Raw genomic sequence first — 12,250 nt, forward strand, 5'->3', positions numbered from 1 at the left:
CGCTTCACACTTTTCCGGATCATGCTCTTACGCCGCTGCCCGGCTCAGCTCGGAGGCGCCGGCGGCGCCCGCGGTCTGCTCCTTCAGCGCCGCGATCAGACCGGGACGGTCGAACTTGGCGACATAGTCGTGGAAGCCGGCCTGACGGCCGCGCTCGATCGCCGCCGGCGACACCAGCGCGGACAGGCCGATGATCGGCATCGCGCCGAGATTGTTGTCGGAGCGGATCACCTCGGCGAACTCGAACCCGTTCATGTCGGGCATCTCGATGTCGGTCAGGACCACGTCGAAGCTCTGGGCGCGCAGCGCGGCCAGGCCCTCCTGCGCGGTCGGCGCGGTGCGGACGCGGTAGCCGGCGGCTTTCAGCACCGGCGCCAGCATGTTGCGGAAGAACGCGGAATCGTCGACCAGCAGCACCGACTGCGAATGCATCGACGGCTTCATCTCCTTGCGGGTGAACCAGTCGGCGAACGCCATCGGCAGGAAGTGGCCGACGTCGATCACCTCGGTGGCCTGCCCCTTGATCACGGCCGAGCCCAGGATGCCCTGGCTGGAGCCGCCGACCTCGATGTTGAGGCGTTCCTCGACGATGTCGATGATCTCGTCGACGACGAGGCCCATGGAGCGGCCGTCGTCGGCGAACACCAGGATCGGCTGGGCGCCTTGGCTCGCAACAGTGACGCTCTCCATGGCGACGAGCGGCATCAGCTGCTCGCGGTACTGCACCATGTAGCGGCCGTTGCTGAACTCGATCTTGTCGGCGGGCAGCTCCTCCAGGCGCGTGACGAGCCCGAGCGGGACCGCCTTGGGCTGGGACGAGCCGGCGCGGAACACCAGCAGCGAAGTGGTCTGCTCGCCACTTCCGATGTGATGCGCCCCGTTCTCGTCGCCCATGTCATGGGCCGAGGAGCCGGCAGCACCCAGCGCCTTGGCAATGCCGTTGGGGTCGATGATCATGATGACGGCGCCATCGCCCAGAATGGTGTTGCCGGAGAACATGTCGATGTGACGCAGCTTCGTCGACATCGGCTTGACCACGATTTCTTCGGTGTGGAAGACGCCGTCGACGACGATGCCGAAGGTCTGGCTGCCGACCTGCGTCACCACGATAAAACCGTTCTCGGGATCGCTGGCCGCGCCGTCGTCGATCTTGAGCAGCTTCTTCAAATGGATCAGCGGCAAGAGCTTGTTGCGCAGGCGCAGGACGGCGGTGTCCTTGATGCGCTCGATGCGGTGCTCGCTGTTGGCGCGGGCCCGGACCAGCTCGACGACGGAGAGCTGCGGGATCGCAAAGCGGTCGCCGGCGGCTTCCACGATCAGCGCGGAGACGATGGCCAAGGTCAGCGGGATCTTGATGGTGACGCTCGAGCCCTCGCCGGCCACCGACTTGATGTCGATGGTGCCGCCGATCTGGTCGATATTGGTGCGCACCACGTCCATGCCGACGCCGCGGCCCGACACCGAGGTGATGGCGGCCGCGGTCGAGAAGCCCGGCGCGAAGATGAACTTGTGGATCTGGGCTTCGCTCATCTTCTCGAGCTCGGCCTCGGTGACGAGACCCGAGGAGATCGCCTTGGCCTTGATCCTCTCGGTGTTGAGGCCGCGGCCGTTGTCGGCGATGCAGATGATGATGTGGCCGCCCTCGTGATAGGCGGAGAGGCGGATGGTGCCCTGCTCGCCCTTGCCGGCCGCGAGCCGCTCGGCGGGGGTCTCCAGGCCATGGTCGGCGGAGTTGCGCACCATGTGGGTGAGCGGGTCCTTGATCAGGTCGAGCACCTGGCGGTCGAGCTCGGTGTCGGCGCCGTGCATCTCCAGCTCGATCTGCTTGCCGAGTTCGCTCGACAGGTCGCGGACGATGCGGGGCAGCTTCTGCCAGGCATTGCCGATCGGCTGCATGCGCGTCTTCATGACGCCTTCCTGCAGCTCGGCGGTGACGTTGGAGAGGCGCTGCAACGGCACCTTGAACTCGGTGTCCTCATTGCGGCGGGAGATCTCCAGCAGCTGGTTGCGGGTCAAGACCAGCTCGGAGACCATGGTCATCAGATGCTCCAGCGTATCCACGTTGACGCGGATCGACTGGTTGGCGATGCGGTCGCCCTCGGAGGCGCCCTCGTCGGCCATCGACTTCTTCGGCGCGGCCTTCTCCTTGGCGGCAGGCTTCGCAGCTTCCTTGGCAGCCTCTTTGGCAACAGGGGCCGGAGCCGGCGCGGGCTCAGCCTTGACCTCGGCCTTGACGATTGGCGCGGGGATTGGGGCTTCGATCGCGGTTTCGCGGAAGGCGCGCTCGAGCTCGTCGAGCGACACTTCACCCGGGCGCAGCGGGCGCTCCAGGGTCTGGTCGATCAGCGAACCCGTGGTCATGTCCTTGGCCGGCGCAGCGGCGGCCGGCGCTTCCGGCACCAGCGGCGGCGCGTCAGCAACAGCAGCGGCGCTGCCAGCCGCCGGCATCGGCTGCGCCGAGCCTGACGCGATCGGCGAAGCCGACGCTGACATCGCCGCCATGCCCTGCTCGACCATCGCTTCCAGCTTGTCGATGAGATCGCGGTCGGTGCCCTCCGGCTCGGCTTCGGTCGCCTCGAGGCCGGCGAGGATCTCCTTGATGCGGTCGATCGAGGACAGGATCACCGTCACCGCCTGCCCCGTCACCGGCATGCCGTCGCGGAACTTGCCCATCAGCGTCTCGCCGGCATGCGCCAGCGCTTCCAGTCGCGGCAAGCCGAGGAAGCCGCACGTCCCCTTGATGGTGTGGACCAGGCGGAAGATGTTATCCAGGATCTTGGCGTTGTTCGGCTCCTGCTCGAACTTCACCAGCTGATTGTCGACGGTGTCCAGGCTCTCGCTGGTCTCCGTCAAGAACTCCCGCAACAGATCATCCATGAGCTACGCCTTACTGAGCTGGACTTCGACGCCTGAGCCACGCTTGGCATCGACGGAGGTCCCCGTCTGGATCGTTAGACAACCCCTTTCACGGTCCCGTTAATTTCATCCTCCGTGCTAATACGGATATTGAAGAGAAGTTTGTGGTTCGATCACATGCGGCAGCGCTTCTCGGTAAAACCGGCACCGAACTGTCACCAAAAGAAGCGTTAGGTAAACGCGCCGACAACGGCGCGACGACGCGCGCAAGAAAGTCCTGCTCGTGAAGGACGATATGCACGGCCCACGTGAAATCGAAGCCGATCGGGAGCGCTCTCGCGACCGTCGCGGCGTGCCCTGCCGGGATCCGCAAGGCCCGCGTTTGTGGTAAACAGACGCTTACCCCGCCGCTACGACGGCCTGCGCTGCGCTAACCCAGGCGCGCGGCCGAGGCAACGTCGTCGGAGCGGTGCTCCGCGAAGCAATCGTTGACGGCGGCGAGCAGAGCGTGCGGCGTGAACGGCTTGCGCAGACAGCGTGCCGCGCCGAGCTCGAGCGCCATCCGGAGGAAATCGGGAGCGGGTGAATTCAGATTTGCGAAAGCGTAGCCGGACATCGCGATCAACGGAATGGTGGGCGCCCGCTCGTGGAACACCCTGATCGATTCGAAGCCGCGCATGTGCGGCATGAAGATGTCGATGATCATCAGATCGAACTGTCCGTGTTCGAGAGCACGCAGTCCGACCTCTCCTCCTTCGGCAATCGTCACCCGAAAATGGTTTAGCTGAAGATAGACCTCGATGGCCATGCACACCATCGGGTCGTCGTCGACAACGAGAATATGGCGCAGACTTTCTGTCCCCGTTTGAGCTTCCCGTTTCGGCGATTCAATAATTGAACCGTGGGGCACGCCTTTCTCCTCCGGTTGGGATCGAAGAACTGACGGTCGCGAACGTCTTTGGCGAAGCCAGGAGGACGGAAACGACGGACGCGAAATCTGCAGCCATGCGGCGTCATGAATCGGCGCGATGTCCGGTCGCTGTAACCACTCGTCCAATAGACGAGGCTGCGCGGACTGACCGGTGTCCGATCGCCGCGCGGATGCAGTGCTCCCGGCTCATGAAGGCCCCCCTGCCACTTTTTCCTGCGCGCCCTCACAGGACTGGCGCGAAGGTTCTCGAGCGAATCAGCGCGCTGTACTTATTTCCGCCGCAAATGCGGCAGCCCGTCTGCCCTCTAACGGGTATATGGACAGCACCACAACCTGTACAATATGCTTTTGTTACCGTGCAACTGAACGACGCAGCAGGGCGCTGCATCGATCTTAGGTCGAACGCGCCGGAATTGATCCTGAATGACCACGAGCGGCTTCCCGCCCAATCAGTTGCTGCAAATGCTCGATGCGGCAGATTTCGACCTGCTGCGCCCCCATCTCGCGACAGTCGAAATGGTCAGGGAATCTGTCTTGGGCGAGGCGGGCGCCGCGTTGCGATACGTCTACTTCCCGCACGGCGGGTCCATTTCGATCACGCTGGGCTTGTCCGAAGGACAAATGATCGAGATCGCAATGCTGGGGCGCGACAGCGTCGTGGGCAGTGGCGCGGCGCTTGCCGACGGCATCGCGCCGGCGGACGCGGTCGTGCTTTTCCCCGGCACGGCTTCCATGCTTGAAATCGCGGCTTTCCGGACGATCGCCGCCGCGAGCGTCCCGTTTCGAAATCTGATGGTGCGTCATGAGCAGGTCCTGCTCGCGCATGCGCAGCAATCGTTGCTCTGCAATACGCTGCACCCGGTCGAGGCCCGGCTGGCGCGCTGGCTCTTGCGCGCCCGCGACCTGTCCGACAGCGCGATCCTTCCGCTGACACAGGAGACGCTGGCACAGATGATGGGCGTGCGGCGCAACGCCATTTCTCTCGTCGCGCATGCACTGCAACGGGCCGGCATTATTCGCTACACCCGCGGGCAGATCGAAATCATCGACCTGCGCGCGCTGGAGACGACGTCCTGCGACTGCCATTCGGCGGTCAAGGCCACCCATTCACGCCTGCTCGGAGCGCTGCGGTGACGAGAAGTCGATGCGGCCGTTCTGCATGCCGAGGTGCACACAGCGCCGCGAAGGTGACCGTCGCACTCGGACAACTTGTCCCAATTGCCTATATATCCCGACGGGAACATGATGGAGCTTGCCCGTGCCGGGATCCGCAAATTCGCTCTCGCAAGTCCCTGCCTGACGAGACGGGAGGCAGTTTTGGAAACGATGGTGCGTCCGTCCAACGGTTTCCTGTCCGCGCTCACGGCGGACGATTATGAGCTGATCCGCCCATATCTGCACACGGTCGAGCTGCCGCACGAAGCCGTGCTGGTCGAGACCGGCGAGACGCTCAAGCGCGCGTTCTTTCCCCACCGCGGCGTCATCTCGCTGGTGGTGAACCTCGCCAAGGGCGAGCATGTGCAGGTCGCCATGATCGGCCGCGACAGCCTGCTCGGCACGCTCTCGACCATGGGCGATACTTGCGCGCTGAACACGGCAATCGTGCTGGTTCCCGGCGTCGCGTCGGTGATGGATCTCGACCGGCTGCGCATCGCGGCCGACCAGAGCGGCACCCTGCGGACGTTGCTCACGCGCCACGGGTTGGCGGTCTACGCTCAGGTCCAGCAGACCGCGGGCTGCAACGCCGCCCATCCGGTGGAATCGCGGCTGTCGCGCTGCCTGTTGCACACCCATGATCTGTCGGGCGACTACCGGCTGCTGCTGACCCAGGAGGCCATGGCGCAGATGATCGGGGCGCGGCGCAACAGCGTGTCGCTGGTCGCTAATACCTTGCAGCAGGCCAATTTCATCCACTACAGCCGCGGGCACATCCAGATCCTGAACCTGGACGGCCTGCGCCAGACCGCGTGCGAATGCTACGCAACGGTGAAAGCCCAGTACGACCGGCTGCTCGGCCAGCGCTGACCGGCGCCGTCGCGTGGTAAACCTGCGGCTAACGCCGGCCTGCAAACACCTGCCGTCCCGCTACCGGAACTGAAATTCAAATGCCGTAGACACGGGCCGGACCTCGCGACGGACGCGCCGCGCGACAAACGGACCGTGACCAAGGCAGGCAAAGCCATGTTTGAAATGACCGCTGCGCCTGCGCAGGCAGCGCTCGATGCCGAGCCCGCGCGCGAGCCGGGCGCGTACGCGGCGCTGGTGCGCGAGATCGGCGAGGACGGTGCCGGCGAAGTGCGCGCCGTGTTCTGGAGCGAGACCTGCGCGCGCCTGCAACTGTTCCGCACGCTCGCGCTCGCGCAGCACCACGCGAAGATCGCGCGCGAAGCGCATTCGCTGAAGAGTGCGGCCGGGACGTTCGGCTATGCCAGGCTCGCGGCGCTGGCGCTGCAGCTGGAGAAGACCGCGGAGACGCTCGGTGAGGCCGAATTCGGTGATCTGCTGTCGCGCATGGATGCCGCCTACGCCGCCGCGCGCGCGCAGGAGCCGCAGGCATAGCGAGACCGATGCAACCCCGCCGTACTTCTACGGTTTGGGATTTTCACAGATGGCTAATCATAGGTGGCGATAGTCGCGGGAAACCAGGAGGGTTTCCATGTTCACCTACGAGACAGTGGACCAGAAGGAGGTCCGTCGCTTCCGTATCGCGCAGTTCAACGGCCGGATGGCGACGGTGAAGGCTGGCGAGTCGACGGTGACCGGCTTCGTGCGCTCGGTGCTGGAGCAGGAATCGAGCACCCCTCCCCGCTGGACCATCACGATCATTCCGAACGCGCCGAAGGAAGAGATCAAGCCGCTGCGCCCCATCTCGCGCGCGCGCGCCTTCTCCGAAGACTATTTCTGAACGCGATCGGCTTCTCCCGCCCCCGCGCCGCCACCGGCGGCGCAAGACAAGAACCTCAATCGATTGAATGCAGCAGCGCCGCGCGGACGAGGTCCGCGGTATTGCGCGCACCGAGCTTGCGCATCGCCTCGGCGCGATGGCTCTCAAACGTGCGCGGACTGATCTGCATCCGAAGCGCACCCTGCTTGTTCGAATAGCCCTCACTGATCAGCCGGAGCACCTCGCGCTCGCGCTTGGTCAGCCGCTTCTGGCCCGACAGGCCCAGGAGTTCGGGACTCGGCACGCGCTGCGGCTGCGGCGCACGGGCGATCTTCGCTTCGGCGTCCTCGATCCGGGGCGGGATCGGCGAGTCAACCTTGTGGGGGCCGGCAAGCTGCTTGACCAGGCCGCAAACGCGCTCGGTCTGCGTCAGCGCATTCTCCACCACCCGCTGCAAATAGGCACGGTCGCCCGTAGCCGGCGCGAGCTGATCGCTGTGATGCTTGATCTCGCCCATGTAGAGCAGGAGCGCAGTCAGGGGGCCGTTGAGCTCGCGGGCGATGGCAGCGGCCATTTCGTCTGCGGCCTTGGCGCGAGCGGCGTTCAGGCGGACGAAATCGAGCTCTTCAGCCGGAGCAGCGCTGCTTTCGTACCATTCCGACGGCCGCGAATCGGTAGCCGTATCGTTCTGTGACCCCATGTGACCTGTTTAGCGGAACCCGGGCCGATCTGTGGTTAACTTTTTGCTCCGTAAGACTACGGTAATTTTGGCAGTTTTGCGCTAAAACACCGGCGTCGGCACAATTTATGCTTGCGCGAAGCTTGCCTTGACCATGCAAGGGTTGAGAATTTCGCCCACTTCCTGGGCAGACGGGCCGAAGCCTCCTTAACCGCCGTCGCCCGGACGGTCCTCCGCCGCCCCCGGATTTTACGGATAAATTAACGGCGACTTGCTTCTCTAGAGCCCGATTGAGAGCGCGCAAATGCCTCCATGCATTGAGCCCGTAGGCTTGCTGGAATCGTTGCGGAAGATTGCGTGCCATGAACGAGATCGATCGGCTGACCGAATTCTTGCAGAGGCTGACGCCGCTGTCGCGCAGCTGTCTGCTCAGCGAGCTCGAACGGCTCGAGCTGTGCGGCATCGACATGCCGGGCTCGGCCGACGTCCAGGCCCGCCTGCGCGCCGAGTTTCGCAAGGACGGTTCGACCCAGGCGCGCGCCACCAGCCCCTCGCGTTATTTCTTCGCCCCGCTCGAGCTGCTGCTGATCGACGGCGCACCCGAGCATGCCAATATGGGGCGAATTTCGCGCAACACCCTCACCCCGATCTGGGAGTGGATCTGCCGCGATCTGCTGCCGACCATGGCGCACGACTACATCAAGGCGATCAACGACCAGGTCGCCGCCAACAACCCGAAGGAAGTGCTGAAGGTCGCGTCGATCTTCCAAACCAAGGTCGTCAAGGTCCTCGAGAACACCCTCGCATCAGCGGAGAGCGCCGAGTTCGCCCGCGGCAAGCTCGCGCAATACACGGCTTCGCGCAGCGCCTTCGACGACGTGAAGAAGATGCAGCAGGTGCTGCGCGCCGGCGCCGCGCTGCCGAAGTTCAACGAAAAGCTGCCCGAGAAGATCGCGAAATTCGACGACGGCCAGGTTGCCCAGATCACCGCGCAGCTCGATGCCTTCAAGAAGGCTCATCCCGAGGCGCTGCCCTTCGCGCTGGCGCTGGTGGCGCGGCGGCTGAAGACGTCCTGGCAATTGGTGCGCCTCGCCACCAAGGCCGCCGCGAGCAAGAGCGCGGCCGACGTCGCTGCCGCGCCCTATGCCTGCGTCGTTGCCATGGTGCTCGACCGGCTCGACGACAAGCGCCTCGCGCTCAGGATCGCTCTCCGGCACAACCGGGTGCTGGTCGCCCGCGACCTGCTCGCCGAAATCTACGACACCGAATATGCGCTCAAGGTCCGCATCGACGGCATCGAACATTGCGAATGGGGCGTCCGGCTCCAGCAATTGATGGACGCGATCGCGGCGCTGGTGGCCGCCGAGGTAAGCCGCTTCCCGGCCAATGTCGGACACATTCTCGGCTCGCGCCGGCTACGCAGTCACGATACGCTCGGCGGCAAGCTGTCCTACCTGGCGTGGAAGGGACGCGATGCCGTGCAGGACGGCGCGGCGGCGTTTCGCAAATTGATCGGGCAGACCTGACCTCCGGCAGCGCACTCAATGCGCGCGCGGCAGGCACAGGAAGCGATCGAGAAATCGCCCTGACAGCACGAACCTGAACCACCAATACAATATCCGCCGCGTCGTCATTGCTGCGATCCTCGACAGCCCACCACCGGCTGCCTGAAGCAATAGCGCAGGTGCAGCAAACCGCATGTGATCTGCTTCACACTTGCGCGGTCGCGGCCACGCATTGTCGCAGAACCGTCACGAGAAGAGGCGGAACATGCGCGCATCGCGCGAAAATGAGTTCTTCGGCCGTAGCTGCCGCTCTTATCCTCCGATGCACGGCATGAGCATTGGGAAGGAATCCGCGATGAGATCGAACCGACGGACATTGACGATGGCGGTCCTGCTTGCGGGCGCGCTGGCGCTCACATCGACGACGATGGCACAGACGTCGCCGCCGCAAGGCAATGCCGCGCCGACCGCCGACAACGCCGTGCTGCTCACCGTCTTCTTCAAGCACGACCAGTCCCGCCCGCTCAACGAGCTGAATGCGCAGCTCGATAGGCAGGGATTCCACAAAGCGTTTCCGCCGCCCGGAATCGAGGTCGTGAGCTGGTACGTGATGATGGGCATCGGCCAGGTGATCACGCTGCGCCTGCCGGCTTCGCGGCTGCGCGAGGTCAATCGCGTCATCGAGGATACCGCGTGGGGCTCGTACCGCACCGAGTTCTATCCGACCTATGACTACAAGGCGGTCGGGATGGCTCAGCACGACAAAGCCACAGCCAATTGAGGCGAGCGTTATTCAATTGGGCGACACGCGAACGGCTTCGTCCAATTGCAGGACACCGGTCTTGATCTCGCAGCGGCCGCATCTTTCAAAAATCTCTCGCGATGACCGTGTCATGCGCCCGTCACGCACGGTCAGACGTAAAGACTCTTCGAAGAAGATCCGAACAATTTTAGGAATGATGAGGGCTTTAACGTTACCCAGATAATCCGACAATCGACTGAAGCCCTCCATATTTGAAACTGCTCCCATCGCTAACACCGTCGCGGAACGGGAGTGGTTTGCGATGAACGATCAAATTGTAGAACTCGCCGGCGGAAGGCCCAGAACCTTCGGACGGCGAAAGGTAACGCCGCGCGCTTGCGTCGCCGACGGCAAGCGCCATCTGCGTGCTTTCCTCGCCGAGGTGCTGGAGGATCTCGGCTTCGTCACGACCGAATGCGCCAGCGCGGAGGAGCTGCAAACCGTACTGACGCGCGAGCTGCCGGATCTGATCCTGCTCGGAATCGCCGCCGACGGCATCGAGCCCGGGACATTTCTGCAGACGCTGGTTCGCGAGGCATTCGACGGCAAGGTTCTCGCCGTCGGCGCCCGCGAGTCGATCATCGTCAGGGCCGTGCAGCAGGTCGGCGAGGAATATGGCCTTGCGATGCTGCCGCCGCTGACCACGCCCTTTGCCGCCGAGACGCTGCGCGAGCGCGTCGCGATGCTGCTGCCGGAGGAGCCGGCGCCGAGCCCGGCCGTGCATGTCGGCGAGGCCCTGCATGCCGGCTGGCTCGAGCTCTGGTATCAGCCCAAGATCGACGCGAGGACGCTGATCCGCAACGGCGCCGAGGCACTGGTGCGGATCCGCCATCCGACCTGGGGCGTGGTGCCGCCCGCCTATTTCATCCCCGAGGCGCACGATCCGCATCTGCGCGACCTGTCCGATTTCGTGATCGGGCGCGCCGTGCAGGACTGGCACTATCTGCTGGAGCACCAGAGCCCGGTCGATCTCTCGATCAACCTGCCGGCCTCGTATCTGAAGGAGCCGCAGGCCGTGCGCGATCTCTGCCGGCGCGTGCCGACGCATCCGGCCTTCGGCGGACTGACGATCGAGATCGACAGCGAGGAGGCGATCCGCGACCTCGATCACCTCGCCGAGGTGGCGCGGGAAGTGCGCCTGCACAATATCGGCCTGTCGATCGACAATCTCGGCGCCAACTGGCCGTCGCTGATGGACCGGGACAGGCTCCCCTTCATCAAGCTGAAGGCCGACCGGCACTTCGTCACCGGCAGCGGCAATGACCGCCTCAAGCGCACGGTGTGCCGCCACATCGTCGAGCTTGCGCAGGGCTACGGTGCGTGCGCGATCGCCGAAGGCGTCGAGAGCCGCGCCGACCTCGTCGCCGCAAACGAGCTCGGCTTCGACTTCGTGCAGGGCTTTCTGTTCGGCAAGCCGATGCCGCTGAAGAAGTTTGCCCGTTCGACGCTGACGAAGACGGTGATGGAGTGAGCGCGTTCGCGGCGATCGCGCTCGCAAGCGTGCACTGTCGATTGCTTCGAAGCGCTTCCGGCGTGCCACGCGCGGGTGTCGTGATCCCGCGCGCGTTCGCCGTGATGCAAGGCAATTCGGAGAACTACGCTGTTTCCGCGCGAACATCCGTCGGCTGCGGCAATGGGCTGTCGTCAGGCAAACCGCCGCGCGAAGAAGACGCAGACGACGACGAGCGCGGTCGCGGCGATCATGCCCCATGCGACCGGCTCATGCAGCAGGAGGCCGGCAAGCGCGAGACCGAAGAACGGCTGGAGCTGCTGCAACTGACCGACGCGCGCGATGCCGCCGATCGCAAGGCCGCGGTACCAGAAGATGAAGCCGACGAACATGCTGAAGATCGAGACGTAGGCGAGCCCGATCCAGGCCGGCGCACCGACGCCGCTCCATGTCGACGGCCAGGTCAGGATCGCGACCGGCACCATCAGCGGCACCGCAAGCAGCAGCGCCCAGGAGATCACCTGCCAGCCGCCGAGGCGGCGCGACAAAGCGGCGCCTTCGGCATAGCCGAGCCCGCACAGCACGATCGCGGCGACCATCAGCAGATCGCCGGCGAGTGACGCCGAGCCGTCGTTGGAGAGAGCAAAGCCGCCCACCGTGGCGCTGCCGAGGATCGCGAACAGCCAGAACAGCGGTCTTGGCCGCTCGCCGCCGCGCAGCACGGCGAAGATCGCGGTCGAGAGCGGTAAGAGGCCGATGAACACGATCGAATGCGCGGAGGTGATGTGCTGGAGCGCAAGCGCCGTCAGCAGGGGGAAGCCGACCACCACGCCGATCGAGACGATGGCGAGCGAGGCGAGATCCTTTCGCTGCGGCCGCGCCTGACGGAGCAGGCCGAGCACGGCCGCGCCTATCAGCGCGGCGATGACCGCGCGCGCCGACGTCAGGAACAGCGCGGAGAAGCCGCCGACCGCCACGCGCGTCGCCGGCAGCGAGCCGCTGAAGATGATGACGCCGAGAAGCCCGTTGCCCCAGCCGCTGCCCGCCGATTGCATGTCCGCCTCGTCTTCTTGGGCGGCGATACTCGGCCTTCACCGGTGGCAAGAACAGCCACAATCCAGTACAATCCGGCCAAACTGTATG

The 12,250-nt window shown here is 64.8% G+C and carries 12 protein-coding genes; 7 read left to right on the plus strand and 5 right to left on the minus strand.

Annotated elements, in window-relative coordinates; translation table 11 throughout:
- Positions 1–27: 27 nt before the first annotated feature.
- Positions 28–2,877 (minus strand): hybrid sensor histidine kinase/response regulator, encoded by a 2,850-nt coding sequence (locus tag BJA_RS01970; RefSeq protein ID WP_011083225.1) that lies wholly within the window; start codon positions 2,875–2,877, stop codon positions 28–30.
- Positions 2,878–3,286: 409 nt separating this feature from the next.
- A complete protein-coding gene (locus BJA_RS01975; RefSeq protein ID WP_011083226.1) occupies positions 3,287–3,766 on the minus strand; it encodes a response regulator in 480 nt (159 codons plus the stop codon).
- A gap of 444 nt (positions 3,767–4,210) precedes the next feature.
- Between BJA_RS01975 and BJA_RS01980 the strand changes: the two genes are divergently transcribed.
- From BJA_RS01980 to BJA_RS01995, 4 genes are all read left to right on the plus strand, one after another.
- Positions 4,211–4,921 (plus strand): Crp/Fnr family transcriptional regulator, encoded by a 711-nt coding sequence (locus BJA_RS01980; RefSeq protein ID WP_011083227.1) that lies wholly within the window; start codon positions 4,211–4,213, stop codon positions 4,919–4,921.
- Positions 4,922–5,113: 192 nt separating this feature from the next.
- On the plus strand, positions 5,114–5,812 hold the full coding sequence (locus tag BJA_RS01985; RefSeq protein WP_171463725.1) for a Crp/Fnr family transcriptional regulator: 699 nt from the start codon (positions 5,114–5,116) through the stop codon (positions 5,810–5,812).
- Positions 5,813–5,968: 156 nt separating this feature from the next.
- Positions 5,969–6,346, plus strand: coding sequence for an Hpt domain-containing protein (locus BJA_RS01990; RefSeq protein WP_038965048.1), 378 nt, complete (start codon positions 5,969–5,971; stop codon positions 6,344–6,346).
- Between the two features lie 97 nt (positions 6,347–6,443).
- Complete coding sequence (locus BJA_RS01995; RefSeq protein ID WP_011083230.1) at positions 6,444–6,692, plus strand: hypothetical protein; 249 nt, start codon at positions 6,444–6,446, stop codon at positions 6,690–6,692.
- Positions 6,693–6,747: 55 nt separating this feature from the next.
- Here BJA_RS01995 and BJA_RS02000 read toward each other — a convergent pair whose 3' ends face one another.
- Positions 6,748–7,371: a helix-turn-helix domain-containing protein gene (locus BJA_RS02000; protein WP_011083231.1), complete on the minus strand. Its 624-nt coding sequence runs from the start codon at positions 7,369–7,371 to the stop codon at positions 6,748–6,750.
- 341 nt (positions 7,372–7,712) lie between these two features.
- Here BJA_RS02000 and BJA_RS02005 point away from each other — a divergent pair, with 341 nt between their 5' ends.
- Both BJA_RS02005 and BJA_RS02010 read left to right on the plus strand, forming a co-directional pair.
- Positions 7,713–8,876 carry a hypothetical protein gene (locus BJA_RS02005; protein ID WP_011083232.1) on the plus strand — a complete coding sequence of 388 codons (1,164 nt, stop codon included), beginning with the start codon at positions 7,713–7,715 and terminating at the stop codon, positions 8,874–8,876.
- A gap of 334 nt (positions 8,877–9,210) precedes the next feature.
- Complete coding sequence (locus BJA_RS02010) at positions 9,211–9,636, plus strand: hypothetical protein (RefSeq protein WP_162494187.1); 426 nt, start codon at positions 9,211–9,213, stop codon at positions 9,634–9,636.
- A gap of 12 nt (positions 9,637–9,648) precedes the next feature.
- Here the strand turns inward: BJA_RS02010 and BJA_RS02015 are convergent, their stop codons facing one another.
- Positions 9,649–9,867, minus strand: coding sequence for a hypothetical protein (locus BJA_RS02015; RefSeq protein WP_133414997.1), 219 nt, complete (start codon positions 9,865–9,867; stop codon positions 9,649–9,651).
- A 52-nt stretch (positions 9,868–9,919) separates the two neighbouring features.
- Between BJA_RS02015 and BJA_RS02020 the strand changes: the two genes are divergently transcribed.
- Entirely contained in the window at positions 9,920–11,128 is a 1,209-nt protein-coding gene (locus BJA_RS02020) for an EAL domain-containing response regulator (protein ID WP_011083234.1), read from the plus strand.
- A 173-nt stretch (positions 11,129–11,301) separates the two neighbouring features.
- Here the strand turns inward: BJA_RS02020 and BJA_RS02025 are convergent, their stop codons facing one another.
- Positions 11,302–12,162, minus strand: a complete 861-nt coding sequence (locus BJA_RS02025) for a DMT family transporter (RefSeq protein WP_011083235.1) — start codon at positions 12,160–12,162, stop codon at positions 11,302–11,304.
- Positions 12,163–12,250 lie beyond the last annotated feature (88 nt).

This window comes from Bradyrhizobium diazoefficiens USDA 110 (genome assembly GCF_000011365.1).
Classification (GTDB): Bacteria; Pseudomonadota; Alphaproteobacteria; order Rhizobiales; family Xanthobacteraceae; genus Bradyrhizobium; species Bradyrhizobium diazoefficiens.